Below are 26,637 nucleotides of genomic sequence, written 5' to 3' on the forward strand. Positions count from 1 at the left end.
GCAACTTCTAATGTCTAAAAATATTAATCCACTATTTTGGGTAGGACTAGGAATTGCCGGGGCTTCCTATTTATCGAAACAGGAGAATAGGGAGAAAGTAATGGAGTTTTATCAAACGGCTAAACAAAAAGTAGTAGACTTTTTATGCGAACAAAACCCTAGTGCTTGTGAAGACCTTTTGGAAAAGGCGGGGAACCCTGACCCCCACGATTTAGGCGATACGCGAATGGTTGGCGAAGGTGCAATGTATGCGGTCGATTATTACAATAAAGAAGAACAGCAGAAATAAAAGGAAGAGCCTTTCTCTAATAAAAGAGGAGGGCTTGTTTTTTTTGTCATGGTTATTTTTTCATAGAAATATAATGTTATCATGGATTTATATTTATAATCCCGAGAGGAACAAGTTGATGAAACGAAAACTTCTAAAATTAATTGTATTTATCGCTTTTATATGGGCTTTTTTATACATAAATAACGAATGGCTACAAATTTCTGCATATGAAGTGCAATCGGAGCGCATTCCCAAGGCATTTGATGGTCTCAAAATTGTTCAAATATCGGATTTACACGATGCTACATTTGGCGAAAAACAATCTCGGCTCGTTCAAAAGGTGAAAAAATTGAATCCAGATTTTGTTTTTTTGACAGGAGATTTCATTGACAGCAATCGATATGATCTACAGAACAGTTTGGACTTCGTAGAGCAAATCACTCCATTTACGAAAGTATTCTATGTAACTGGCAATCACGAAGTTGCCGTCAATAAAATTAATGAAATAACTCAGGCGTTGAAAGATTTAGGAGTTCAAGTTTTGATGAACGAGTCTGCTGTCATTGAAAAGGGGGGTGAAGAGCTTCTTATTGCCGGGGTTCAAGATCCATTGATAAAAGCGATTTACCCACCAGATGAAATTATTGATGAAGAGTTGGATCAGGCTATAGATTGGAAGAATGATTCTTTCAAATTACTTCTTTCCCATAGACCTGAAGTATTCGATGTATATGTGGACAAAGAAATAGATCTTGTTTTTACTGGCCACGCTCATGGAGGACAGGTCCGCATTCCGGGAATTGGTGGGTTGATTGCTCCTGGTCAAGGATGGTTTCCAAAATATACTTCCGGAATGCACGAAAAAGGAAAAACGAAAATGGTTGTAAGCCGTGGATTAGGAAATAGCTTGATTCCGTATAGAATCTTTAATCGACCAGAAATCGTAATGGTAACATTAAGAAGTTTAAATTAATAGAACCCATAAAAAGTTGTTCTTAAATAAGAGCAGCTTTTTTTTGTTTCTTTAAATTCTTAATATAGAACGGAAAAATCGTTATAGAAGATGAAATAATGAGGAATTTTGAGGAAAGGAGAGATAAAAGGAGATATTTGTTCTTTATAAAGAAAATACGAAGGATTTTGAAGTTTTTCAATTTAATCCCTTTGTCCTATACTCAAATCATTAGTTCTCTAAAAAGAACAGAATGAACATAATATAGAACAAAAGGTAAAGGAGGAATTCCAATACGATTGCAACGTGTAAAGAAATATAAAAGGAAGAACCGATATGTAAACATTCTTTTAAGGCTAGCGGCTGTATTGTATTTATGTGTTGGAATCTCAGCCACCTTTACTGGAAAAACGAATGCATTTTTTTCAAGCAGTATGACGTTGACTGGAACAATTCAAGCTGGAACTTGGGAGACTGAGGATTCAGGCAATGAAGAAAAAGAAGTATGGGATAAGAGTTCTTTAAAATTTGTAAGTGCTCAATATGATGGAAACGAAATTTTTGCCATCATAAAGAACATCGGATCAGATATGAAAGAAAATGGACTATACGAAATCTATTTCAGAGAAAAAGGAAATCCGAAACAAGGAACAGTGACAACTAAAATTCTTACTTTTAAACCTTTGAAAAAGGGTGAGGAAATAAAGCTATCCTTTACTCCAGATAAGACAGGAAATTATATGTTTAAAGCCTATCAGCCAAAAGGTCATCCTGGCACAAGCGAACTATGGAGTGAAGCTATCTCTGTAAATCTAGCAAAGAAAAAGGCTGAAAGCATAGATGAACAAGTTGAGCCCGAAAAGCAGGATGAAACAGTATCACGGGAAACTAAAATCAAAGAACCTGTTCGAGAGGAAAAATCCGAGCCACCTAAAAACGAGCAAATTTCTCAAACAGATGTTGAAAAAGAAAAGGATTTAAATACTTCGGAAGTTCAAGAAGAAAATATCATTAAAAAAGATACACCTTCTGAGGAAATTGAAAATACCGAAAAATAGGCAGGTGGAGAGATGAAAAAAGTATTAAAAATCATCAGCAATGTCATTACAGCGATTCTATTTATTAATTTACTTGTCATGGCATTCCTAGTCGTTTCATCCAAAGCATCAGGAGGGGAACCACAAGCCCTTGGCTACCAACTTAAAACAGTTTTATCTGGGTCAATGGAACCTACCTTCATGACAGGATCAGTCATAGCTGTAAAACCTTTGAATTCTAAAGAAAAAACGGATCTCAAACAAGGCGACATCATTACTTTTATGGATGATGAAAAAATCTTAATCACTCATCGCATAGTCGGAGTAGAGGTGAGCGGCGACCAGGTCATGTATGAAACAAAAGGGGATAACAATAACGCAACCGACATGGACTTAGTTTTATCTGACAATGTAGTAGCAAAATACGCAGATTTCACCATTCCTTATATTGGATATTTCATTAATATTGCCCAATCGAAAGAAGGAAGTGCCATTTTACTGATTGTCCCAGGAATGTTGTTGCTAGGATATGCAGGTTTCAGTATTTTGACGGCACTAAGAGAAATTGAGTTAAAAATAATTAAAAAAGACATCGAAGAAAAATCAGCTTAATACGGTTGAGCTCTTTGCTAACTCAAGGATCAGTATAAAAATATACATACCCAAAAAGGGTAAGGGAGGAAAAATGAAATGAGTATCAAAAAGAAATTAGGTTTAGGATTGGCATCAGCAGCATTAGGATTATCGTTAGTCGGAGGAGGGACGTTTGCATACTTTAATGATGTTGAAATAACAAATAATACTTTTGCAGCGGGTACACTGGATTTAGCTGTAAATCCAACAACAATCATAGATGTTAGCAATCTTAAGCCAGGTGATTCAATTCCTCGTACATTTAATTTAGAAAATAACGGAACATTAGATATTTCACAGGTAATCTTGACTACTGATTATACTGTTAGTGGTTCAATGCTCAAAGACGATGATTTTGGTAAACACATAAAAGTTAATTTCCTGCGTAATGAAGATAAAAGTGGAATATTAGTTCCAAGCAATGTCATAGTAAGTAAAACCCTACATGAGTTAAAAAACATGAGCCCTGATGCGGTTAAAAATTTAAGTCATTCTATTTTTGCTGAAAAAAGTGGCTTAAAGGTAGGGACTAAAGACAAACTTGCAGTACAATTTGAGTTTGTAGATAATGGCAAAGATCAAAATGAATTCCAAGGTGCAAGTTTACGATTAACTTGGACATTTGATGCAAAACAAACAAAAGGTGAAAGAAAATAAGTCTGTTATAAGTCAGGCGGGTCCCCCATCCCGCCTTTTCCTAAATAAATGACTTGCGAGGTATTGCCATGAATCTAAAAAATTCATTAAAAACAATCGGAATTACGGTTCTCCTGTTCTCCATAGTAGGTATTCAATCTATTTCAGCTGAGGCAAAAGACATAAATATTGAAACGACCGCCAATGGCATCCTCTTCAACACAGAGAACCTCAAGCCAGGCGACTGGATCCCACGAGATATTACAATCATGAATAATGGTAGAAAAGATTTTAAGTATACTGCAAAAATAGGAAAAACGAAGTCCACAAAAGGTCTATTTGAAGAACTCGATCTAGTCGTTAAAAATGAAAAAGAAACTCTATTCGAAGGGAAATTAAAGGATTTCAAAGGCTTTACTTCGAGGGAATTAACAAAGGGTTCTTCTGAAATATTGTTTTTCGAGGTGAAATGCCTACTCATTTAGATAATTCATTTCAAGGGGCTAAAGCTGAAGTGGAGATTCAATTTATTGCGGAAGGGTTAAATGATGTTGTCGTTTCCATTGAAACACCTTCAAATAAAGGAACCTCAAACGACAAAATAATTGAGTCGAAAATAGTTAATAAGCTGCCAGATACATCTACTAACAGTTACAATGTGTTGCTATTGGGAGGAGTTTTAACTATGTTAGGTGCTATTCTTCTTATCTGCTCCCCTAAAAAATTTCGAAGTTATTTATTCGACTGAAAATAAGAAGAGGATACAAAATCCAAGTAAACTTTATAACTTTATTAAAAACATAGGTCTTTCAGCAATGATTTTTAAGGTGAAATGTGTCTTTTTTTAATGAAATGTCACGGTTAATTATTTTTACAATAGGCAAAAAGTAACACTTTAAATACTTGAGACCCGTTATTATAAAAAATGAGAAACAATTCCTATTTTGTATAGCACTAGGGAGATGCATATATTAGGGGGTACGGACTTGGGAGAAGAAAAAGACTACATAAATGAAATGGATAAAGAATGGTTGACGTTAATTCTTGAAGCGAAAAACCTAGGGTTTAAGAAGGAGGAAATAAGAGATTTCTTTAGAAAAAAAGAAATAAAGGAACTTATTTCTGAAGGGTAGTTGAGGAAAAAGTATTTCTTAATGAACAAAAAGTTCTTATAGAAATACTTCTTTATATTTTTTAAGGAAATTCTAAAATGAAAACCTTGTGTATAATTTTTCAGAAGATAGTCTCTATCTAGCTTCAGCTCCTAGCAAACTTTCGGTTTCTTCCTTCGATAAGTCAACAGTCCAGCTTCAGGCGCCTTCCGCTTTTCGTGGCTCACCGTGTTTCCTTTATCTCATAAGAACCCTAAAGTCTGTACCTCGCTGATCAGGCACTTGCGCATTTGTTCAGTTTATATTCCATTTTGTATATTTTTTTACGATAATTGGCATCCTTTCATTAGATAGAACTTCAAGGAGGCCCTTGGTCATGCTGAATCTTATTATGAAATTAATTGTTTGTCCAATTGTCGTCATTATAGCAGCGAACTTTTTAACAAATGTACATTTCGAGCGTGTTTATCAGCCGATTATTCTCGGCTTTACATTGGCTGTCGTGGGACATTTGATGGAACTCGCAATCTTAAATAAGGGAACCTTTTGGATTAGTAATACGGTTGATTTTATTGTCTCCGCCGCCGCTATCTATTTCATTTCCTATTTTTTTGTAGGTGCATATGTGACATTTGGCGGGGCTTTAATAACAGCTGCACTTCTAACAGTAGTAGAATTCTTTGTACATTTATGGCTGATTAGATCGGGAAGAGCGCGAAAAGAACCGTCATTATAAGAACGACAAAATCCCTCAATTTTTTGAGGGATTTTTTTTATGCCTTAAAGCATTTTCATCGCAAGCTCAATTTCTTTATCACCTGACAAAACTTCCATAATTTTATTTTTGGCATTGCCGATTTCAAGACAAGTGGCGAGGACATTTGCGACATCACCACGAGGGATAGAGCGTTCATCCATTAGTTCGATTTTCTCCGCTAATTCTACTTTACCTGTGGCTTTGTCGTGAGTTAAGCGTCCCGGTCTAACAATCGTGTACATTAATCCACTGTTTTTTAAGTAGTCATCCGCTATTCGTTTTGCGGTCAAGTAATGTTCGATGGGTCCTTGCGGGTCGTCCGCACCGATGGAACTAAGCATGATGAAATGCTGAACTCCACTTGATTTTGCTGCATCGATAATCTTCACGGCACCTTTTTGATCAACCGCAATTGTTTTATCTGGTCCCGTTTTCGAACCTGAACCTGCTGCAAATATTACAGCATCCATGCCATTTGTCACTTCGCTCACATCTTCTTCCAAATCAGCAACAATGACTTCTACCGCTCCTAATTTCATTAGCTCTTCTTCTTGATCTTTACTTCGCACCATAGCGTAAGGGTGATGATTACTATTGTTTGCCAAGTATTCTACGAGCAACCGTCCGGTATGTCCATTTGCACCGACTATTAATACCTTCATTATTATGATCGCTCCTTTTCACTAATCAGACCTAATATTGTATAATTTCCTCAAATGAATCATTATAAACAAGTTTCATTCAATTAAGATGTATCCAATATCTTTGAGCTATACGTCCATCTTCTGTTACAACTTCAGACTCTAACTGCCCTCCATTGCTTGTAATTGTTTTAGCTGAACCGATATTTTCTTTGTCACAAGTAATGAGGACTTCATAAATATTCATGTTTTTTGCTTTTTCAAGTGCCAAGCTGAGCATTCTTTTAGCGTAACCTTTTTTTCTTTCACTAGGTCTAATTCCATAACCAATATGCCCGCCGATTTTAAGCAATTTTCCGTTCAATCTGTGGCGGATATTTATTGCGCCAATTACACGTTCCTGATCATTTACTAACCAATATGTAGTATGAGGTACAAAAGTGTCAGGTATACCAATTCCTTGTGAAAATCCCTTCAGTTCTTGTAGCAGGCTTTCAAAATCATCCGTCTCCATTTTTAATACAAACGGAACTAAATTTTCATTTGAAGTATTCCATTCTGCAATCATGTCTATATAGGATTCTTTATAATTTGTTGAAGGCTCTACTAATTTAACATCCCTCATCCTTATACCCCCCGTTATATGATATTTTTAATATGATAGATGAGTATTTCTGAGAAAGTCAATAGCGTGGACAATTTCTATTGGAAGGAGTGCTTAATATGTGTGGACGTTACAGTTTATTTGCTCCTAGGGAAGATCTAGCAGTTAGATTTGGATTGGTAGATTTTGAGGAAATTGAATGGGTGGAAAGATATAATATCGCTCCCAGCCAAGATGTGCTAGCCATTGTTAGAACGGAAGTTGGCAACAAGATTGGTATGTTGAAATGGGGCTTGATTCCTTCCTGGGCGGCAGATCCAAAAATTGGTTACAAAATGATTAATGCCAGAGCCGAAACAATTGATCAGAAACCAAGTTTTAGAACACTTTTTAAAAGAAGAAGATGTATCATTCCAGCAGATGGGTTTTATGAATGGAAAAAAGAAGGAGCAAAGAAAACACCTTATCGTTTTCAGCTAAATTCTAAAGAGCCATTTTCGTTTGCAGGCTTATGGGATCGTTGGGAACAAAATGGTACGATCGTTCATTCTTGTACTATTATTACGACAGAAGCGAATTCCCTTGTTAAAGATGTTCACGACAGGATGCCGGTGATTTTAACGAAAGAGTCTGAAAGTGAATGGCTAGATCGTAAAATTCAAGATGAACATGAATTAAAAAGTCTTCTCGTTCCTTTTCGAGCTGAAGAAATGCAAGCGTATCCCGTATCACCCCTTGTGAATAGTCCGAAAAATGATGTGAAAGAGATTGTTAATTCACTTTAGGTACGTTTTTAAATTTACATCATAGCCTAAAATAAATGACAATATTTAGGCTGGTGGTATGCAGTGCATGAAGAGAATAATTTGATTGAAAAGGTTGCGACTGCGATTAACGGGGAATACTCGGCAATACACTGTTACGCGAAATTGATCAATATGGCAACGACAGAAAAGGAAAAAGAAAGAATAACTGAAATTCGAAACGATGAAATCCGACATTTTAATACATTCTGTGCCATCTATACGCTCCTTACAAATCACCAACCGCAACCTCATGTGACTGGAAGCTGTCCGGACCAATATGTGAACGGCCTCGAATTTGCATTTGAAGATGAACAGCATACGGTCGATTTCTATTTAGATGTTGCAGATGAGGCAAAGGATCCTTTTATTAAAGAAAGGTTCCGTAATGCTGCAGCCGATGAGCAAAATCATGCCGTATGGTTTCTATCATTTTTACAAAAACATATGAGGTAGTGTCAACAATCGACGAAATGCTTATGTATTTCGTTTTGTTTTTATATATTTTTTATTCAATGAAATTCTACTCGAAACATATTTAGGATGAATGACAAAACCTCTTCCCATTCTACACCATTAGTGAAAGGACATGCCTCTCTACCTGTTGAATTGTATCAGTACCATTTAAAACAGGAGGGATATAGTGGAACGGCACATTTTTTCTTCCGAAGCGGCAAAAACACTTGGTATTGGGGCAAGTACGATTAGAAAGTATGCAGCACTGCTGGAGGACAAAGGGTATGAGTTTGAACGTGGAACAAATAACGGGCGAATTTTTAAGCAGGCGGATTTAACAGTGATTTCCAACATGATTGAAATGATGAACAAAGACGGTTTGGCAATTGAAATTGCAGCGGAAAAAGCAGCAGGAAAAATCCCTAAAAAAGAAAAACCTGTAAACGAAACAAACCAAGATATAAGGGAATTTATCGAACAGATAAAAGATTTGGAGAAGCAACAGGCTACCTTAACTGAAATGAATCGAGCATTAGCAAAACAAGTTGAGAATTTAACGGAAAAGATAGAAGAAAGGGAAAGAGATCAACAGTTGTTTAGAATGGTAGAGGATTCTAGAAATAAAAAGAAGCGAAAAGGGATCGCATTATTCAGGCCCCTAACAGCATTTTCCGGTAAAAATAAATAATTTTGATTGTTGGAGTGTCAGCGCTAATCTAAATTGAATTAAATAAATTAAGGATTTTCGCATAAATGGATGGAAAGAATCGTTTTTAGCTGCTAAAAACAACAGAATTTGTCATTATTCATTGTCAGAATTTTTTAAAATGATATAATAGACAGAAATGACAGACTGTTGGAGGGTAAAATGCAAATTTCTCTTGAAAAACAGAATTTACCTTGTATTTGGCAGGAGATTATTGAGATTATGAATAACCGTACCGACCCTTTCAAGAATGTCAATACCGTCTATCAATTCGAAATATCCGGCGAACAAAGTGGTGTTTACCAACTTACTTTAAAAGACGGAAAAGCCACTGTAAAAGAAGGAGCCCCTGATGATTCCGAGTGTACCATTATATTAAATTTCCATGACTTCAAAGAATTATTGGCTGGGAATTTAAACAGTACAACATCATATATGAGGGGAAGATTAAAAGTAAACGGGAGTCTCGGACTGGCACTAAGACTAGAAACACTATTAAAACAATATCATTAACTTTTACGAAATAGATCTGGTAATCGTTATTATAGCGATTCTGGATTTTTTTTTGAGGATTTTCTATTAATAGGATTAATCTTTCTATTGAAGGGTATAGTAAATAGCAGAAAAAGCAAAAAAGTTGACAAATTGATTACTTTCTTTAAAAACGATATACAGTGTATGAAATTTAAGGTAATATATCATTAAGATGTCAAATCTTAAAGAGGTGATCTTCTTGCAAAGAGATCATGATCAGCTACAAAAAGTAATAAGCAGTCTGACGGAGATTGGAGTTAAGATTTCCAAAACGAAATCAAGGCTTGAGATTAGCAAGGCACTTGAGGATGTCAAGTCAATCCAAAGTTATACGGAACTTCACTCTTAAAGGCAAACAAGTCAAGTATGTACAGGAATGCATACTTGACTTGTTTTTTTTATAGAAAAGCGCAAGCGCCTGTTTATCGACGTACAGGCCCACAGGATGTGGGTCCGTCGACGTCGCCACAGGAAGTGGCGGTTTTAGTCGACGTTCCTATTTTGGCCTTTGACTTACGCAAAAGAAAAGGACAAGAAGTTTGCTAGTCGATAGGCGCTGTAGCTAGACAAAGAAAAGCTGCAGTGTTATGTCAATCGTAACGCTGCAGCTACAACATTATTTCTTGGGAAATAATGTTGGGAAAAGTCGAAAAAACACGGACAATAAAATCACAAAATGGTTTTTACTTTTTCTTTTCTACTTCTACTACGCTAATATGTGAACCTTCCATCGTGTGGACATGGAAATGATAATTATCCGCGGTAAGCATGTCTCCCTCTTGCAAATCATACTTTTGTGTAAGAAGCCAACCACCTATTGTATCCACTTCTTCTCCTGATAAATGAACTCCCAATAAAGAATTGACTTCTTCAATTAGCATTTTTGCATCCAATAAATAGTGATTATCTGATAGTTTTCGGACATTTGGTACTTCATCCGTGTCAAATTCATCTCGTATTTCTCCAACAATTTCTTCAAGAATGTCTTCAACCGTAATGATGCCAGCTGTTCCTCCATATTCATCAAATAAAACCGCCATATGCATTCTTTCTTTTTGCATTTTAACGAGTAAACTTTGAATGGGAACTGTTTCGATCACTCTAATGACTGGTTTGACATAAGGCATAATCGGCTCGGTACCCATACAGTTTCCTCCGATACAGTCAGAAAGGAACTCTTTTACATTGACAACACCAATGATTGTATCCTTATCTCCGTCCGTGACGGGATAACGGGTAAACCTCTCATTTTTTATTGTTTCTATGATTTCTTCAATTGATGCAGATTTATCGATACTGTACACTTCTATACGTGGCACCATAATTTCCTTGGCAATTCGGTTATCGAATTCGAAAATTTTATTTACATAACGATATTCAGATTGATTTATTTCTCCACTTTTTAAGCTTTCTGATAAAATGATCCGCAATTCTTCTTCCGAATGGGCTATCTCACTTTCAGAGGCAGGCTTGATTCCAAATAACCCAACGATTAAACGTGCAGCACCATTCAACGCCCAAATAAAAGGGTACATAATTTTATAAAACAAAATGAGTGGGGCAGCAAAGTTTAAAGTGATTTTTTCTGCTTTGTGAATAGCGAAAGTTTTCGGAGCTAATTCGCCCACTACTACGTGAATAAACGTAATTGTACTAAATGCAATGATAAAAGAAAGAACGCTGACCAATGACTCCGGCACCGAAAGCTTAACAAAGATTGGAGATAAAATAACTTGAACAGTCGGTTCCCCTAGCCATCCTAATCCCAAGGCGGTAACGGTAATTCCAAGCTGGGTTGCCGATAAGTATCCGTCTAAATTGGATAGCAGACGTTTCGCAGTTACTGCTTTTTTATTCCCTTGAGCAATGAGTTGGTCAATGCGAGAGCCGCGTACTTTAACAATGGCGAATTCTGATGCTACGAAAAAAGCGGTTAATGCAATCAATAAAATAACGAGAAAAATATTAATGGCAAGCAATGGAGCGTCACGCTACTATCCTTCATGAAGCGCGACTTCACCTCCTAGCATTTCGATAGTTATTATTAAATAAGGATATACATACTTTACCCACAAAACGGCAACAATTATCGTCTTCTAGGAAATTTTTAAAAAACAAGGATGAAAAGCCTAAAATAATGGTAAGAATCTGTTATGATAAAGTCATATTTATTGATGGGAGCCATGAACAACCTTTAGATTAGCAATGGAGGGGCTTTTCTTGAAAAAACATGTCTTGGATCGAGAAGTTATCTATGTACATATGAACCAAACTGATCATTTTGTTCTTTCATACGGAATTGAATTTATAGAATTTATGTCAGGAATTCCTGAGCCAATTCAAAATGCATTATTAATTCGTCATAAATTAAAAGATACCCATTTCAATATGCGTACTATGTTAGAATACGTCGACCAAGAACTGATTGGAAAATTAATTGAAGAAGATGTTCATGGATACGGCGATTTTTGTTGGATTGATTTTAATGATGAGGAACATTTAAATCTTTTATCTGGCCAAGAAATAGCTGAAATTCTTTATTTAGGACATCTTAAGGACCATTTACGCCTTCCTTTTTATAGGAAACTCAAAAATAATTATGCCTACCTTGCTGGGGATGATGGTTGGTTCAATAAAACATATTACAAGGATTGGCATTCATTTTTTTCGATGCTAGGTTCAACCATAGTAGGAAAAGTAAATAATCAAAAAGAAAAGTCGTTCTTTTTTAAAGTGAAGAAGAAAAATGTACCCGCAATTCCTAAAGAAATCCTTCATCCTTTTGCTGATTTTATGAAAGAAGGAATTGTTATCTCCCTTGAAAAAGCCAATAGAAATAGATTTACTATTGAGATCCCAGTATGGGTAATCGGGGATTTCTTTGATATGGATGCTATGTACGAGGAATATGAAATGATTGGCGGGAGAAAAGCTGACGGAAAACTTGTATTTGATCGTAAATCGGGAGAATGGCAAGCGTTTGCGGCGTATTCAACAACGTAAAATGTACAAGGAAGCGTGGGCTCACGAGGAGGTGAATCCACGTTTTTTATCTGTTTAATGACACTAATACACGTTTGCCCATATACTATTAGAAAAACGCAAGCACTGGAGCAGGACGGATAAAATACGGGTCTTTATAAACTTGCACTTTCATTTCTTTTAAATAAGAAGTTCACAAGAATTCATTTAGTTATGTCCCCTCTTCGTGGTAAAATAAAAACATCTGCACATCATGGAGGATTAATATGAAGATTAATATTTGTTTATTATACGGTGGAAAATCAGCAGAGCATGAAGTTTCTTTACAAACGGCCAAAGCAGTAATTAAAGCTTTGGATAATAATAAATTTGCAATACATCCTATTTTTATATCTATTGAAGGCAATTGGATTAAAGGACCAGAATTAATAGGACCAATCGAAGAAGTAAAAGAGTTGGAATTCCGTAATGCTGGAGAAGAGGTAGGGCCTAATGCGCTTAGTACAAGGCTAACACCAGAGCAAAATGGAAGTTATGATGTTGTTTTCCCTCTGTTACACGGTCCAAATGGTGAAGATGGTACGGTACAAGGGATGTTGGAATTATTAAATATTCCTTATGTTGGAAATGGAGTGCTTGCTTCTTCAGCAGGCATGGACAAAGTGATAATGAAAAATTTATTCGCCCAAGCGGGTTTAGATCAAGTTAAGTATGTTTCTTTTATTCGTAGTACATGGGATGGTAATCCGGAAAGAGCATACGAACAAGTAGAGTCTGAAATAGGTTATCCTTGTTTTGTAAAACCTGCTAATCTTGGTTCGAGTGTCGGGATTAGTAAATGTGAAAATCGTAAAGAACTTGCTGAAGCTTTTACAAATGCATTTAAATATGACCGGAAAATTATAATCGAAGAAGGGGTTATTGCAAGAGAGATAGAAGTTGGTGTACTTGGAAATGATTTTCCCGAATGCTCAGTCGCAGGAGAAATTGTTCCAAAAAGTGATTTTTACGATTATAAGGCTAAATACTCAGATGGAGATACGGCATTAATTATTCCTGCAGATATTCCTGAGGAACAATATAAGGAAATCACTAGAATTGCGATAAAAGCTTTTAAAGCACTCGATTGTTCAGGACTTGCGAGAGCTGACTTCTTTGTAACGAAGGAAGGCCGTATTATTATTAATGAAGTAAATACGATGCCGGGCTTCACCCCTGTCAGTATGTTCCCGCTTTTATGGAAGCACACTGGAGTAGAATACCCAGAATTAATTGAGCGATTAGTCCAGCTTGCATTGCAGCGACATGAAGAAAAACAGTCAATCATTCATACTTTCTAAAAAGAAAAGCAGAAGCGCCCGTACGGAAAAGGACAAGAAGTTTCTAGTCGATAGGCGCTTGAGATAGACAATAAAGAAGAATTTTTTAAAAAAGCTGTCCCATTCGTATAAAACGAATGGGACAGCTGTAGATGTTAGGGGGATTTATAATGATAAAGCGTACATTAGGGCAATTGGCGACCATGATAAAAGTGGAAAATGACGTAACGGAATTTCAAAATGTTGAAATAAAGGGAGTCTCCTTCGATACTAGACAAATCGAACCTGGAAAATTATTCGTACCTTTAAAAGGGGATGCCAATGATGGACATAAATATGTAAATACTGCATTTGACAAAGGCGCAGCAGCTGTACTTTGGCAAAAAGATGTGCCAAATCCTCCAGTACATGCGCCTGTTTTAATAGTTGAAGACACGCTCCGTGCTCTCCAAGATCTTGCGCATGCTTATCGCAATCAAATTTCGGCAAAAGTCATAGCGATTACCGGGAGTAATGGAAAGACCACAACTAAGGACATTGTAGCAGCTGTTTTTTCCGAGGATTTTAAAGTACATAAAACGGACGGGAATTTTAATAATCATATTGGCTTGCCTTTAACAATCCTTACGATGGAAGAAAATACCGAAATTGCTATATTGGAAATGGGGATGAGTGGAAAAGGTGAAATTTCATTATTAACGAAAATTGCTCAGCCCGACGCTGCGATTATCACAAATATAGGAGAAGCACACCTTCAGGATTTAGGCTCACGTGAAGCAATTGCCGATGCAAAACTGGAGATTACAGAAGGACTACCGAAAAACGGCTTATTAATTTATCCTGGCAACGAGCCATTATTAATTAAAAGAATTAGTGGTCTAAAACAATTCAATACTTGTACTTTCGGGGAAACGCGTGAAAATGATATATATCCAGAAGAAATCAATATTGGAGAGGATGGAAGTTCATTTATCGTTCCAGGTTTTTCTGAGGAACCATTCTTTCTTCCAATTGCCGGAAAGCATAACATCATGAACGCTCTGGCAGCTATTCTTGCTGCAAAAGAATTTTTAATTACCGCATCTTCCATTCAAACAGGTTTGAAATCGGTAAAATTGTCTAATATGAGAATGGAATGGCATGACGGAATAAAAGGAACACGTATATTAAACGATGCATATAATGCAAGCCCCACTGCCATGAGAGCTGTCATATCTATGGTAGAAAATTTGGATGATGATCGTGAGAAAATAGTTGTATTAGGGGATATGTTAGAGCTCGGCGAAAAGGATATAGAATTCCACGAACAAATTGGAAAGGAATTGGATCCTAATAAAATCAAGTATGTTTTTACGTACGGACCACTGGCAAAATATATAGCATCCGGTGCAAGACTACATTTTCCTGAGGAAAGAGTTTTTGATTTTGAAAATAAAGAAAAACTAATAAACGCATTGAATGAAAATTTAGAAGGAAATGAACTCATCCTCTTTAAAGCTTCTAGGGGTGTCAAATTGGAAGAAGTAGTCAATGCTATACTCGTTTGAAAATCCATATAATAAATAACAGAAAAAATTATAAATTTCTTCATAGCGTTGATACTACAATTGTATTCAAAAACGTTTAATGATAGAATAATCAACATCGTTTACAGTTTTCACGGCAGTTCTTAATACTTGAGTTTTGTACCTTAGATGGTATTTAGGAGAGACATTCGTCTCAATTTGATGTTTTAAAAGGAGAATGAATAGCATTGACGAAGTTTGCAGATTTAAATTTAAGCCCTGCTCTTTTAAAAGCAGTTAATAGAATGGGCTTTGAAGAAGCTACACCGATACAAGCAAAAACTATTCCTTTAAGTATGGCAGGAAAAGACTTAATTGGCCAAGCTCAAACTGGTACTGGGAAAACAGCAGCTTTTGGTATTCCATTAATTGAAAAGATTGATGTTAAATCCCCTCATGTACAAGGAATTATCATTGCGCCAACAAGGGAACTAGCCATTCAAGTTTCCGAGGAATTATACAAAATTGGTATGGATGCCCGTGTAAAAGTACTGGCAGTATACGGAGGATCCGATATCCAGCGTCAAATTAGGGCGTTGAAAAAAGGTCCGCATATTATCGTTGGGACTCCAGGTAGGATTTTGGATCATATTAACCGCCGTACATTGAAATTAGGCAATGTTCATACCCTTATCCTTGATGAAGCGGATGAAATGCTTAATATGGGATTCATTGAGGATATTGAAGCGATTTTGGAAACTGTTCCTGAAGATAGACAGACGCTTCTTTTTTCTGCGACTATGCCAGAACCGATTCGCAGAATTGCAGAACGATTTATGAAGTCACCTGAAACGGTACGTGTTCAAGCTAAAGAAATGACTGTTCCATTAATTGAACAATTTTTTGTAAAAGTTCCTGAAAAGGAAAAGTTTGATGTTCTAGCAAGACTAATTGATGTGCAATCACCGGAGCTTGCCATCGTTTTCGGCAGAACGAAGCGTAGAGTCGATGAGCTTTCCAATGCGCTGACATTAAGAGGATATACAGCAGAAGGAATTCACGGAGACCTTAGCCAAGCAAAACGATTGTCTGTTTTAAAGAAATTTAAAGAAGGAAAAGTCGATGTCCTTGTAGCAACAGATGTCGCTGCACGGGGATTAGATATTTCCGGTGTAACGCATGTTTACAATTACGATATCCCACAAGACCCTGAGAGCTATGTACACAGAATCGGAAGAACAGGCCGAGCTGGTAAAGAGGGAATGGCCATCACATTTGTTAGTCCTCGAGAAATGGGTTACCTTCGAATTGTGGAACAGACAACTAAAAAACGGATGCAACCAATGCGTCCGCCCACTTGGGACGAAGCTTTAGAGGGACAACAACGTATTACGATGGAGAAACTCGAAGAGACAATAAAAGAAGGAAACTTGGATGAATACAAAGCAGTTGCAAATGAATTGCTTAAAGAGCATGAAGATGCGCTTACCGTGATTGCGGCTGCGTTGAAAGTATTAACGAAAGAGCCTGATAAAACACCGGTTCATATTACTGAAGAACGTCCACTCCCACAAAAACGCGATAATTATAAAGGTAGTGGAGGCCACGGCCACGGTGGTGGCGGAAACCGCAACAGACGTGGAAAATCAGGACAACAACCATACAAAGGAAATCGTAAACCACAGCGGAGACCGAGTGGAAGAAGACCGTAATATACGAGCGATTTCCATATAGAACTCGCTAAAAAAGCGTAAGCGATCATTTGAAATCATGAATCATGAAAGCAATCGGTGCAGCACTGCAATAGCCGATTGCTTTTTTAATGTAAAATTTTTATGAAACCGTTTTGTAAAGATAGACGTAAGTATAAGGGACGAGGGGGGTCATCAAATGAACATACAACAACCTGCAAAACAAATCTCGGAGTTAGGGCTAAAGGTATGGAGAATTACTGGAGTCATTTATTCGTTAATATTTTGGAGCATTGCAATTAGTATTGGAGTACTCGTATATGTATTCGACTGGCTTATTTGGATTACAATCAGTGCAGCTGGGATTGCCCTAATCTTAACGATCATGAACATTTTCATTATTCCTTCTGTTAGATGGCGGAGATGGAGGTATGAAGTAAGAGAACAAGAAATTGAACTTCAACATGGGGTTTTCTTTATTACTCGTACACTTGTACCAATGGTCAGAGTTCAGCATGTTGATACAGTGCATGGACCGCTTTTACGAAAATATCATTTAGCGACTATTCAAATATCAACAGCTGCAACAAAACATGAAATTCCAGCAGTGGATCTTCATGAAGCCGAAGAATTGCGACATGCCATCTCAAGATTGGCAAGGGTGGCTGAAGATGATGTCTAAACCGAATCGCCTTCACCCTATTACCATTGTCTTTTCAGTTATAAAAAATGTTAAGGAAACCATTATTCCAATCGTATTTTACTTCATTGTCTTCATAGTTCGTGATGATCTGAAAAATGAAATTCAAATTGAAGGATTTGGTCCGTGGATAAAATTTATTCCGTATTTCATTCTGATTTTAGTGTTCTTCATTATGGTTGTCGCTGGAATTATAAAATGGTATCGCTACACGTATAGAGTGGAAGAGATGGAATTACGGATTGAGCATGGGCTATTTGTTAAAAAGAAACGCTATATCCCATTTGAGCGAATTCAAAGCTTAGATTTTTCCGAAGGTATCCTTCATCGTCCATTTGGACTTGTGAAAGTAAAAGTGGAAACGGCAGGAGGAAACATAGAAAAATCCGAAGCGGAAATGAGTGCAATCAAAAAAGAGGATGCTCTGGCACTTCGAAGCCTTATTACGGAATCAAAGAATAAAGAAAAGGAATCAGAAGGATTTGTCGAGAACATCGAAGCAACTCCAAAGGAATCTATTTTATATAAGATATCACCTACGCAATTACTATTTTTTGCATCAACCTCTGGACGCATCGGCGTAGTTGTACTTGCCATTCTTGGATTTGGCAGCCAGTTTGATGAACTTATCCCTTTTGATAAGATTTTTAAAGAGATGGAACATGTTGCAAAAGCTGGTTACACAATCATCGCTATTCTAGTCGCAATAGGATTATTCCTTGCTTGGCTAGCATCCGTCCTATTGGCTTATTTAAAATATAATGATTTTACATTGGAAAAAGTCGGAGATGATCTCGTCATCACAAGAGGTTTATTGGAAAAACGCACAACAACCATTCCGATTAAAAGGGTTCAAGCCGTTACGATAACAGAAAGCCTTATGAGGCAGCCATTTGGGTATGCAGGTGTATCTGTCGAGTATGCGGGCGGTTCTATATTAGACGAAAATACGGAAGGTCTTATCATCCCTGTAGTGAAGAAAAAGAAGATTGCCTCCCTGCTTCAGGAAACTTTATCTGATTATACATTCGATATCGAATTTAATCGTGCACCTAATAGGGCAAAAAGACGCTTCTTTTTTATAAAAATGTTTGCTGCCGCAATACTGACAGCTCTATTATCGATTTGGTTGTGGCCTTATAGCTTAATTTCAATTTTACTAGTTGTCGGCGCTTTGATTTTAGGACTTCTTCAATTTAAATCAGCAGGTTGGAATCTTACTGACAATCAACTCGCATTACGATATAGGGGGATTGATCAAATAACGACATATATGAGAAAAAATCGAATGCAGTCGCTTAATATGTCGGTTAATTGGTTTCAAAAAAGAGCTGACCTTGCTACGATTGAAACCTCCGTCATGAGTGGAGGAAATGCCCATTTCAGTGTAAAACATTTGGAAAACGAAGATGTAAGAAAGATTTATGAATGGTATCGGCCTACTCAAAAGGAATAGTAGAGGAAAAGCCTTCTGAAGCTAAAACAGCTTTTGAAGGCTTTTTTCATGAAAAAATGATATTTGAAATGTTTTAAAACTGATGTTGCCGGGATAAAGTCCGAATCGTACAAGAACACGTGCCCTTGACACAATAGTTGTTCGATTGGTCATGAATTGCACAAGAGCCTGTGCGTTTGACACAATAGTTGTTCGATTGGTCTTGAATCGTACAAGAACACGTGCGTTTATCACAATTGGTGAGTGATTGGTCTTGAATCGCTCGGAAATCTCACATTGACACTTTTCCTTATAAACTCATCCATGTAACAATTACTTCAATCAATAAAGTATATTTATTCTAAAAACGTATTGATCGATAGAAAAGCAGGATTCTACCGATTATGAAGCCGCTTATTAATCCGAATATATGGCCCGTAATATTAATATCTGGTTGGAAGAAAGTCATGACGACACTGATAATGGCAATAGGAAGAATAACTTGTCTTCCTTGAAGGGGAATCGCATCTTTTTTTACAAAAAGAACAGCTAAATAAACCCCGAATAGTCCAAATATTGCTCCGCTTGCTCCTATATGTGTATAGTATGGTGGGTGGATATATAGTGTTGCAATATTGGCTCCTAATCCGCTAGCTAAGTAGAGGATGATAAACGTAAATTTTCCGAGTGCTTTTTCAAGCGCTGGACCGAACAGTACAAGGGAAAATGAATTAAATAATAGATGAGCAAATCCAACATGCACGAATATAGGAGTGACAAGTCTCCAATATTCTCCTTTTTGAATGAGAAGGTTTACTCCCGCCAGCAATTCAAGGATCCAGTTATGTGGAAATATGGGAGTATGCATCATAAGGAATATCAATAATTGGATAGCGATAATAGTAGAAATTACTGGATATAATTTAAGGAATTGGCCGAAACTTTCAGTTCTTACAAACATGCTGATCGCTCCTTAGAGAAAAGTACTTTCCTAATCTTAGCCTACTGGAAAGACTTTGGACAACTATAATATAGTATGTCATATATATTTTTTTAGAAAGGAAGTTTGTCATGATCATCGGAATTGGGATGGATCTAGTAGAGATTGAACGGATTGAGAAGCTGCGTATAAAGCAAGCTCGATTTCCGGAACGGATTTTAACGAAAACAGAATTAAATAAATATGAGTCTTTAAACGATAAAAGGAAATCGGAATTTTTGGCCGGTCGGTTTGCTGCAAAAGAAGCGTATTCTAAAGCTAGAGGTACTGGAATTGGTGGGGAACTATCATTCCTAGATATAGAAATCATGACAGATGAAAAAGGAAAACCAATGATTATAAATCCTAATTTTGGAAAAGTTCATTTATCTATTACCCATACGAAATCATATGCTGCTGCTCAAGTAATAATTGAATCACAAGACTAGAATAAAAACTTCTCATAAATTCCATGGTCTATTGTCTAGGTTTGTCTCATATATTTTTAGTGCGTTAGGAGAGACAAGGTTTTGGCTGTGGGATGGATTGCCACGTTGTGCGGAACGGTTCGCGGGTTAAAAACAATGGTATTGGACAATTTCCCGGCAGCCGGCTTTCTCTCTTCTTTTCATGGTCAAATGAGACAAAAAAGGGGTTGAAGGAATGAGAAAGGGGTTACAGATATTTTGGTTGCTGCTCGCTTCCATTGCTGTACTTTCTGCTTGCGGAGCAAAGTCGCAGGAAGATGTAACAAAGGGGCTGCAAAAAAAGGTAGGTGATTTAAGAGGATACAAGGCCAAAGCCCAAATGACGCTAACGGTAGGTAATGAACCGCAAACGTACGAGATTGATGTTTGGCATAATAAACCTGGTGATTATCGAGTTCATTTAAAAAATGCCAAAAAAGATCAAAGTCAAATGATTCTTCGCAATAAAAGTGGTGTATATGTTTTAACACCAGCTCTGAACAAGAGTTATCGTTTCCAAAGTGAATGGCCTCAAAACAGCAGTCAAGCGTATTTATTTGAGTCGCTAGTAAAAGATATTTCGGATGACAAAGAAGCGAAGTTCAAAGCGACAAAAGATCACTATGTATTTGAAACGAAAACTCGTTATCAAAACAATAAGATGCTCCCTACCCAGGAAATTACTTTTAAAAAGGGATCGCTTGAGCCTGTGAGCGTGAAGGTGATGGATTCAAGCCATAAGCCTGTAGTAACTGTAAAATTTTCAAGTGTAGAGTTCAATGCTAAGTTTGATAAAGGTGCATTTGATACGAAAAAGAATATGACGAGTGCACAATTAGAAGTTCCAGTCATGTCTAATAATATTGACAAAGAATTTACTGTTAAATATTCTATGGCTGATATTCCTGGAATTACATTCGAGAATGAAAAAGCATACGACACGGAAAACGGAAAGAGGGTTCTACTAACATATAGTGGTGATAAGGCATTCACCCTTATCCAGGAAATGGCCGAAGTCATTCCAACAACCTCTATGGAAATGATAGATATGAATGGTGAGATGGTCGATCTCGGATTTTCCATTGGGGCTTTAACGGAAGATTCAATTACTTGGAATGAAGACGGCGTCAATTATGTATTGTTTTCTACTGATTTATCACCGGATGAAATGGTAATGGTTGCACAATCTGTACAAGGGGGAGCAATCAAATAAAAATCGAAATCAAGCAGACCTTTTCCACTGGTCTGTCTTTCTTTTTGTTTTAAGAGGAATACTATTTCGCATTGACATATTCCCGATGGAGTTCGATAATCAATTATATTATTGAACATCTAATGGGAAGTGACCTTCATGGAAGAAAAGAATGTTTTTTATCGAGATACTTGGGCAGAGATAGATTTAGATGCTTTATTTTCTAATATCAGTCAGATTCGTGAATATCTTCCTGAGGATACGCATGTTTTTGCTGCTGTTAAAGCAAATGCATATGGTCATGGTGATATCCCGACTGCTAAAACAGTTTTGGCCGCAGGCGTGCACGGACTAGCTGTTGCGTTTTTAGATGAGGCTTTAGCTATCAGAGATGCTGGAATTACAGCACCTATTTTAGTATTGGGAGCTACTAGGGCGAGCGATGCTGGGATTGCCGCCCGTAAGAATATATCATTGACTGTTTTTCAAATAGATTGGCTGCAACAAGCTGAAAAGTTTATCACTTCTGATTCTAGACTTCCTGTTCATATTAAATGTGACACTGGGATGGGAAGAATAGGGATTACGGACGAAGATGAGCTTCGTAAAATAGACACATTTATACATCAATCCGATAGATTTATTTTTAATGGGATATTTACTCACTTTGCTACTGCAGATCAGCTTGACGAAACTTATTACAACAAACAACTTTCCCGATTTAACCATTTTTTAAGCTGTCTTGAAACATTGCCTCCATATGTACACGCGGCAAATAGTGCTGCAGCTCTCTGTCATAATGATTCCCTTTTTAATACGGTTAGAATTGGGATTGCGATGTATGGATTAACTCCTTCCAATGAAATTAAAGATATTCTTCCATTTAATCGGAAAGAGGTCTTTTCGCTTCATACTAAAATCGTCCATGTAAAAAAGCTTCGTGCTGGGGAAAAGGTTGGGTATGGAGCGGACTATACTGCGTCCGAAGATGAATGGATTGCTACTCTCCCTATTGGGTATGCTGATGGGTGGATACGTAAACTTAGGGGATTTGAAGTCATAGCCGACGGAGAAATGGTTCCCCTCGTTGGTAAAATATGCATGGATCAGACTATGATCAAGCTTCCTAGAAGCATGTCAGTCGGTACGCAAGTCACACTAATCGGTAAACAAAAAGATCGCTTCATATCGGTCGATGATGTTGCAAAAAAACTCGAAACCATTAATTACGAAGTCACCTGTACAATTACAAATCGCGTGCCTCGTGTTTACAAAATGAGTAAAACCTTGGATAAATAGTAAAAGACGGATAATGTTTATTGTCGATTCAACTTTTTGATTGAGCGGAAGGAAAGCGCTTGAAACGGAAATCTACAAATAAGATAAAAATATAAAAATTTATCGAAATAGAGCAGGACTTTTACGGAAAATGGAGAAATGTATGTATTAGTAATTAGTATCTAGGATGATACTAGAATAGGAAGGCTAATTTACTCTTTGCAGATACTGTATTTGATGGTATCATAAACAATGAATGAAATGGCTTGTAGTGATGGTGGAGGTGTAGTCGTTGTCTGAATCCAGCGCAACAACAGAAATTATAATTCGATTGCCGCAGCAATTGATTGCTGAAATGGACGGTTTTGCAGAAATGGAAAATGTAAATCGCAATGAATTTATTTATCGTGCTACAAAAATGTATCTTCGTGAAAGAAGAAAGCGCCAAATTGTAGAGTCGATGAGGCGCGGCTACATGGAAATGGCTAAAATTAATTTGGCGATTGCGTCAGAAGCAATTCAGGCGGAATATGAGGCAGAAAACACAGTTGAACGTCTTGTAAGCGGGGGATAAGCCCTTGGTGGTTAAGCGTGGTGACGTGTATTTCGCTGATTTATCTCCAGTGGTAGGTTCGGAGCAAGGTGGTGTCCGTCCGGTACTGGTTATCCAAAATGACATTGGGAACCGGTTCAGCCCCACTGTAATCGTTGCTGCTATAACAGCGCAGATTCAAAAAGCAAAACTGCCTACCCATGTGGAAATTGATGCTAAAAAGTACGGATTTGAAAGAGACTCTGTTCTTTTGCTTGAACAAATTAGAACGATTGACAAGCAACGCTTAACAGATAAAATTACACACCTAGATGAAGAAATGATGGAAAAAGTTGACGAGGCCCTGCAAATAAGTTTAGGACTGATCGATTTTTAAGCGCTCTGTATTTGCAGAAGCGCTTTTTTTTATTACTGTGTCTATATTTATTAGAGTTTATTTCTTCTCCACTTTGGAAGGTTCAGTTCTATTCTTCAGACTACTCAACTTTTTCCAGCTTGCCGTAAGATGAAGGCTTGATCCTGTGGCGCTTAAGACCACCATAGCATGAAATCGAACTACTACTTGTCTTTTTGCTATAATTACTAAAAGACCAAATTGTCGATTTTACTATATCTTTTTACCTAATTATGTAAAACAAAGGTGACTGTAATTGTTTTTACGCGCCAACTATTGATAAAATTAAATACAAAACTAATCGGATAAAATAAAGGAGAGGGAAGATTGAATAAAGAAGTCGTACAATTTATCAAGAAACATGAGGATGAAATATTAGAATCGTGGATGAATGAAATGAAAAAAATTGGAGACGAACGGACAATCAATATCATCTCTGACCAAGTATTCTATAACACTAGTAAAGAATTTATGGATTTAGTGACTTCGAGTATATTAGATACGAATGAGAAATATTACGAAAAAATCGGGAGTTTTGCAGAAAATGTCGTACGAATGGGTTGGCCTTTAACTTTTTTAACAAAAGGTGTTAGAACGATAAATAAAATCTTATACGATCAAATTATTTCTGAAAATGATTTTACTCATGAGCAAAGCAATGAACTACTATGGGGATTAGACAAATGGTTAGCACCTGTTTATGATGAAATGATTGAAACGTACTCTGCTACATGGGAAAGAACTTTTTCATTGCAAAAAATTGCTTTGCAAGAATTATCTGCACCATTAATTCCTGTGTTCGAGAAAATTTCGATTATGCCTCTTGTCGGTACAATTGATACTGAAAGAGCAAGGTTGATAATGGAAAACTTATTAACTGGAGTTGTAAAACATAGAGCGGATGTTGTCCTGATTGATATTACCGGGGTTCCAGTAGTTGATACAATGGTTGCACATCATATTATCCAAGCAGCTGATGCCGTTCGACTTGTAGGAGCAAAGTGTATGATTGTCGGAATTCGTCCGGAAATTGCTCAGACGATTGTTAATCTAGGAATTGATTTAGACCAAATTATTACGACAAGTACATTACGAAAAGGTATTGAAAAGGCACTCGGTTTTACAAATAGAAAAATGATAACAGTGGAGGGGTAAGCTTGAGGATACCAATTTTAAAGCTTCGTGATTGTCTGCTTATATCAATCCAATGGGAATTGGATGATCAAACAGCATTACAGTTTCAAGAAGATCTATTGCATAAAATTCATCAAACAAGTGCTCGTGGGGTAGTTATCGATATTACATCCATTGATTTTATTGATTCATTTATTGCAAAGGTGCTTGGTGACGTAATCAATATGTCAAAGCTAATGGGAGCGAAAGTGGTTATTACAGGAATTCAACCTGCTGTGGCAATTACATTAATTGAGTTAGGTATTCGTTTGGAAGATGTTGTCACTGCCCTCGATTTAGAAAACGGTTTGGATAAATTAGAACAGGAATTGGGGGACTAGCCTATGGAACTGCAGTCCTGCGTAAAAATAATAAATGAATGGGACATCGTAGCAGTTCGCCAATTAGGCAGAAATGTGGCAAAAGAGCTTGGATTTGGGACAGTGGACCAGGCGAGAATCACGACTGCGATTAGCGAATTGGCCCGAAATATTTACCTTTATGCCGGTCAAGGCGAGGTATGTATTGTGAAAGAACAACTAAATGGTAGAAACGGGTTGAAAATCATTGCGAAGGATAACGGACCCGGCATTGCCGATATTCGCAGAGTTATGGAAGATGGATACACTACGTCTGGAGGGTTAGGAGCTGGACTGCCCGGAGTAAAACGCCTAATGGATGAGTTTGATATCAAATCGAAACTAAATGAAGGCACCGAGATAATTGCAGTCAAGTGGCTCCGATAGAAGGAGTGAACTGATATGGATTTTAGAGATTCTTTTGAAGCAAAATATAAAGACATCATGAATAACTATTTAAAAGATCAAAATGAACAAAGTCTTTATCAAGCGCAAAAATTAAGCAGAAAGTTAATAGAACATCAAATTGCTCCTGAAGAAATCATCAGTCTACATAAAACGATTATGCTTGAGCATGATCTTAACCGGAAAAGCTTTAGTGATTCCTTCGATATATTATTGGAAGTAATGATTGGATATGGTCTATCCTATCGAGAACATCAAAGTCTTCGTACGGAACAAAAGGCCTTAAAAACTGAAATTGAAGTGGCTGCCAGTATGCAGAAAACATTGCTTGGAACTTCCCTTCCAAAAATAGAAGGACTTGATATAGGTGCTGTAAGTGTACCTGCTAGGCAAATGAATGGAGATTACCATCATTTTGTTAAAGATGAAAATAACTGCTTGGGTATCGCACTTGCTGATGTAATTGGCAAAGGTATCCCAGCAGCATTATCCATGTCTATGATTAAATATGCGATGGATAGTCTATCAGAAAATAGACATGATCCGAGTGCTATATTGGAAAGTTTAAATCGAGTAGTAGAACAAAATGTGGACCCGAGCATGTTTATTACGATGTGCTACGGCATGTATAATCCTAAAAATAATACTTTCTGCTATGCGTCTGCGGGTCATGAACCTGGGTTTTATTATTCGTCTAAAACTGGAAAATTTCTAGATTTAGATGGAAAAGGATTATTACTCGGAATAGAGAAGAAAACGAAATATAAAAACTATGAACAAAAAGTTTCGAAGGGTGATTTGATTATTCTCCTTTCAGATGGTGTGACTGAATGCCGGACAAAAGAAGGTTTTATAGATCGAAGCGATTTAACTAGCTATATTCAAAAATACATACATTTAACGGCACAAGATATCGTGACCAATGTTTATAAAGACTTGGAGCGTCTACAAGAATTTGAACTAAGAGACGATTTTACTCTAATTATTTTAAAAAGAACATAATTATATGTTTTATTGTGCTCTATGAGGGTATTTATAAAAAAGTACATATAATTGTGTTACG

At 36.9% G+C, this 26,637-nt stretch carries 34 protein-coding genes; 30 read left to right on the forward strand and 4 right to left on the reverse strand.

Going from position 1 to position 26,637, the window contains the following annotated elements; genetic code table 11:
* The first annotated feature begins 10 nt into the window (after nt 1–10).
* The 9 genes from KHA97_RS19380 to KHA97_RS19420 all read left to right on the forward strand — a co-directional run bounded on the left by KHA97_RS19380 (nt 11) and on the right by KHA97_RS19420 (nt 5,377).
* On the forward strand, nt 11–289 hold the full coding sequence (locus tag KHA97_RS19380; RefSeq protein ID WP_213126392.1) for a hypothetical protein: 279 nt from the start codon (nt 11–13) through the stop codon (nt 287–289).
* Nucleotides 290–407: 118 nt separating this feature from the next.
* Complete coding sequence (locus KHA97_RS19385; RefSeq protein ID WP_213126393.1) at nt 408–1,244, forward strand: metallophosphoesterase; 837 nt, start codon at nt 408–410, stop codon at nt 1,242–1,244.
* Nucleotides 1,245–1,522: 278 nt separating this feature from the next.
* On the forward strand, nt 1,523–2,281 hold the full coding sequence (gene tapA, locus KHA97_RS19390; protein ID WP_213126394.1) for an amyloid fiber anchoring/assembly protein TapA: 759 nt from the start codon (nt 1,523–1,525) through the stop codon (nt 2,279–2,281).
* Nucleotides 2,282–2,293: 12 nt separating this feature from the next.
* Nucleotides 2,294–2,872, forward strand: a complete 579-nt coding sequence (sipW, locus tag KHA97_RS19395; RefSeq protein ID WP_213126395.1) for a signal peptidase I SipW — start codon at nt 2,294–2,296, stop codon at nt 2,870–2,872.
* Between the two features lie 78 nt (nt 2,873–2,950).
* Nucleotides 2,951–3,550, forward strand: coding sequence for a TasA family protein (locus tag KHA97_RS19400; RefSeq protein ID WP_213126396.1), 600 nt, complete (start codon nt 2,951–2,953; stop codon nt 3,548–3,550).
* A 68-nt stretch (nt 3,551–3,618) separates the two neighbouring features.
* The gene (locus KHA97_RS19405) at nt 3,619–4,014 is read left to right on the forward strand and encodes a hypothetical protein (protein WP_213126397.1); all 396 of its coding nucleotides are present in this window, start codon (nt 3,619–3,621) and stop codon (nt 4,012–4,014) included.
* A 29-nt stretch (nt 4,015–4,043) separates the two neighbouring features.
* Nucleotides 4,044–4,277: an LPXTG cell wall anchor domain-containing protein gene (locus KHA97_RS19410; RefSeq protein WP_213126398.1), complete on the forward strand. Its 234-nt coding sequence runs from the start codon at nt 4,044–4,046 to the stop codon at nt 4,275–4,277.
* Nucleotides 4,278–4,515: 238 nt separating this feature from the next.
* Entirely contained in the window at nt 4,516–4,662 is a 147-nt protein-coding gene (sinI, locus tag KHA97_RS19415) for a DNA-binding anti-repressor SinI (RefSeq protein WP_233713637.1), read from the forward strand.
* 355 nt (nt 4,663–5,017) lie between these two features.
* On the forward strand, nt 5,018–5,377 hold the full coding sequence (locus tag KHA97_RS19420) for a DUF2512 family protein (RefSeq protein ID WP_213126399.1): 360 nt from the start codon (nt 5,018–5,020) through the stop codon (nt 5,375–5,377).
* A gap of 44 nt (nt 5,378–5,421) precedes the next feature.
* On the opposite strand, the gene KHA97_RS19425 is transcribed toward KHA97_RS19420, so the two are convergent.
* Nucleotides 5,422–6,060, reverse strand: coding sequence for an SDR family oxidoreductase (locus KHA97_RS19425; protein WP_213126400.1), 639 nt, complete (start codon nt 6,058–6,060; stop codon nt 5,422–5,424).
* Nucleotides 6,061–6,139: 79 nt separating this feature from the next.
* On the reverse strand, nt 6,140–6,664 hold the full coding sequence (locus KHA97_RS19430) for a GNAT family N-acetyltransferase (protein ID WP_213126401.1): 525 nt from the start codon (nt 6,662–6,664) through the stop codon (nt 6,140–6,142).
* A 98-nt stretch (nt 6,665–6,762) separates the two neighbouring features.
* Here KHA97_RS19430 and KHA97_RS19435 point away from each other — a divergent pair, with 98 nt between their 5' ends.
* The 5 genes from KHA97_RS19435 (at nt 6,763) to KHA97_RS19455 (ending at nt 9,491) form a co-directional block, all read left to right on the forward strand.
* Nucleotides 6,763–7,428, forward strand: a complete 666-nt coding sequence (locus KHA97_RS19435) for an SOS response-associated peptidase (protein WP_213126402.1) — start codon at nt 6,763–6,765, stop codon at nt 7,426–7,428.
* A gap of 63 nt (nt 7,429–7,491) precedes the next feature.
* Nucleotides 7,492–7,902 carry a ferritin-like domain-containing protein gene (locus KHA97_RS19440; protein ID WP_325167505.1) on the forward strand — a complete coding sequence of 137 codons (411 nt, stop codon included), beginning with the start codon at nt 7,492–7,494 and terminating at the stop codon, nt 7,900–7,902.
* A gap of 187 nt (nt 7,903–8,089) precedes the next feature.
* Nucleotides 8,090–8,590 (forward strand): MerR family transcriptional regulator, encoded by a 501-nt coding sequence (locus tag KHA97_RS19445; protein ID WP_213126403.1) that lies wholly within the window; start codon nt 8,090–8,092, stop codon nt 8,588–8,590.
* Nucleotides 8,591–8,770: 180 nt separating this feature from the next.
* Complete coding sequence (locus KHA97_RS19450; RefSeq protein WP_213126404.1) at nt 8,771–9,121, forward strand: SCP2 sterol-binding domain-containing protein; 351 nt, start codon at nt 8,771–8,773, stop codon at nt 9,119–9,121.
* 220 nt (nt 9,122–9,341) lie between these two features.
* Nucleotides 9,342–9,491, forward strand: a complete 150-nt coding sequence (locus KHA97_RS19455) for an Lmo0850 family protein (RefSeq protein ID WP_213126405.1) — start codon at nt 9,342–9,344, stop codon at nt 9,489–9,491.
* 334 nt (nt 9,492–9,825) lie between these two features.
* Here the strand turns inward: KHA97_RS19455 and KHA97_RS19460 are convergent, their stop codons facing one another.
* Nucleotides 9,826–11,121 (reverse strand): hemolysin family protein, encoded by a 1,296-nt coding sequence (locus tag KHA97_RS19460; protein WP_213126406.1) that lies wholly within the window; start codon nt 11,119–11,121, stop codon nt 9,826–9,828.
* Between the two features lie 241 nt (nt 11,122–11,362).
* Here KHA97_RS19460 and KHA97_RS19465 point away from each other — a divergent pair, with 241 nt between their 5' ends.
* The 6 genes from KHA97_RS19465 to KHA97_RS19490 all read left to right on the forward strand — a co-directional run bounded on the left by KHA97_RS19465 (nt 11,363) and on the right by KHA97_RS19490 (nt 18,795).
* Nucleotides 11,363–12,145 carry a hypothetical protein gene (locus KHA97_RS19465; RefSeq protein ID WP_213126407.1) on the forward strand — a complete coding sequence of 261 codons (783 nt, stop codon included), beginning with the start codon at nt 11,363–11,365 and terminating at the stop codon, nt 12,143–12,145.
* 245 nt (nt 12,146–12,390) lie between these two features.
* Complete coding sequence (locus KHA97_RS19470) at nt 12,391–13,464, forward strand: D-alanine--D-alanine ligase (RefSeq protein ID WP_213126408.1); 1,074 nt, start codon at nt 12,391–12,393, stop codon at nt 13,462–13,464.
* A 149-nt stretch (nt 13,465–13,613) separates the two neighbouring features.
* Nucleotides 13,614–14,990, forward strand: coding sequence for a UDP-N-acetylmuramoyl-tripeptide--D-alanyl-D-alanine ligase (locus KHA97_RS19475; protein WP_213126409.1), 1,377 nt, complete (start codon nt 13,614–13,616; stop codon nt 14,988–14,990).
* Between the two features lie 206 nt (nt 14,991–15,196).
* The gene (locus KHA97_RS19480; RefSeq protein WP_213126410.1) at nt 15,197–16,660 is read left to right on the forward strand and encodes a DEAD/DEAH box helicase; all 1,464 of its coding nucleotides are present in this window, start codon (nt 15,197–15,199) and stop codon (nt 16,658–16,660) included.
* A 178-nt stretch (nt 16,661–16,838) separates the two neighbouring features.
* Nucleotides 16,839–17,321, forward strand: a complete 483-nt coding sequence (locus tag KHA97_RS19485) for a PH domain-containing protein (protein ID WP_213126411.1) — start codon at nt 16,839–16,841, stop codon at nt 17,319–17,321.
* Nucleotides 17,314–18,795 (forward strand): PH domain-containing protein, encoded by a 1,482-nt coding sequence (locus KHA97_RS19490; RefSeq protein ID WP_213126412.1) that lies wholly within the window; start codon nt 17,314–17,316, stop codon nt 18,793–18,795. The genes KHA97_RS19485 and KHA97_RS19490 overlap by 8 nt, the downstream gene beginning before the upstream one ends.
* Nucleotides 18,796–19,135: 340 nt before the next feature.
* On the opposite strand, the gene KHA97_RS19495 is transcribed toward KHA97_RS19490, so the two are convergent.
* Nucleotides 19,136–19,735, reverse strand: a complete 600-nt coding sequence (locus KHA97_RS19495; protein ID WP_213126413.1) for a rhomboid family intramembrane serine protease — start codon at nt 19,733–19,735, stop codon at nt 19,136–19,138.
* A gap of 110 nt (nt 19,736–19,845) precedes the next feature.
* Between KHA97_RS19495 and acpS the strand changes: the two genes are divergently transcribed.
* From acpS to KHA97_RS19540, 10 genes are all read left to right on the forward strand, one after another.
* Nucleotides 19,846–20,202, forward strand: a complete 357-nt coding sequence (acpS, locus tag KHA97_RS19500) for a holo-ACP synthase (RefSeq protein WP_213126414.1) — start codon at nt 19,846–19,848, stop codon at nt 20,200–20,202.
* An 81-nt stretch (nt 20,203–20,283) separates the two neighbouring features.
* Nucleotides 20,284–20,412 (forward strand): hypothetical protein, encoded by a 129-nt coding sequence (locus tag KHA97_RS24335; RefSeq protein ID WP_267912452.1) that lies wholly within the window; start codon nt 20,284–20,286, stop codon nt 20,410–20,412.
* Nucleotides 20,413–20,416: 4 nt separating this feature from the next.
* Nucleotides 20,417–21,433 (forward strand): LolA family protein, encoded by a 1,017-nt coding sequence (locus tag KHA97_RS19505; RefSeq protein WP_213126415.1) that lies wholly within the window; start codon nt 20,417–20,419, stop codon nt 21,431–21,433.
* A 138-nt stretch (nt 21,434–21,571) separates the two neighbouring features.
* Nucleotides 21,572–22,711 (forward strand): alanine racemase, encoded by a 1,140-nt coding sequence (gene alr, locus KHA97_RS19510; protein WP_213126416.1) that lies wholly within the window; start codon nt 21,572–21,574, stop codon nt 22,709–22,711.
* Between the two features lie 271 nt (nt 22,712–22,982).
* Nucleotides 22,983–23,264, forward strand: a complete 282-nt coding sequence (locus KHA97_RS19515; RefSeq protein WP_213126417.1) for a CopG family ribbon-helix-helix protein — start codon at nt 22,983–22,985, stop codon at nt 23,262–23,264.
* A 4-nt stretch (nt 23,265–23,268) separates the two neighbouring features.
* On the forward strand, nt 23,269–23,619 hold the full coding sequence (gene ndoA, locus KHA97_RS19520) for a type II toxin-antitoxin system endoribonuclease NdoA (RefSeq protein WP_213126418.1): 351 nt from the start codon (nt 23,269–23,271) through the stop codon (nt 23,617–23,619).
* Between the two features lie 345 nt (nt 23,620–23,964).
* Nucleotides 23,965–24,792, forward strand: coding sequence for an RsbT co-antagonist protein RsbRA (locus tag KHA97_RS19525; protein ID WP_213126419.1), 828 nt, complete (start codon nt 23,965–23,967; stop codon nt 24,790–24,792).
* A gap of 2 nt (nt 24,793–24,794) precedes the next feature.
* Nucleotides 24,795–25,151: an STAS domain-containing protein gene (locus KHA97_RS19530; RefSeq protein WP_213126420.1), complete on the forward strand. Its 357-nt coding sequence runs from the start codon at nt 24,795–24,797 to the stop codon at nt 25,149–25,151.
* 3 nt (nt 25,152–25,154) lie between these two features.
* Nucleotides 25,155–25,556: an anti-sigma regulatory factor gene (locus KHA97_RS19535; RefSeq protein WP_213126421.1), complete on the forward strand. Its 402-nt coding sequence runs from the start codon at nt 25,155–25,157 to the stop codon at nt 25,554–25,556.
* A gap of 15 nt (nt 25,557–25,571) precedes the next feature.
* Nucleotides 25,572–26,576: a PP2C family protein-serine/threonine phosphatase gene (locus KHA97_RS19540; protein ID WP_213126422.1), complete on the forward strand. Its 1,005-nt coding sequence runs from the start codon at nt 25,572–25,574 to the stop codon at nt 26,574–26,576.
* The last annotated feature ends 61 nt before the right edge of the window (nt 26,577–26,637 follow it).

Source organism: Lederbergia citri, assembly GCF_018343625.1.
Lineage (GTDB): Bacteria > Bacillota > Bacilli > Bacillales > Bacillaceae_C > Lederbergia > Lederbergia citri.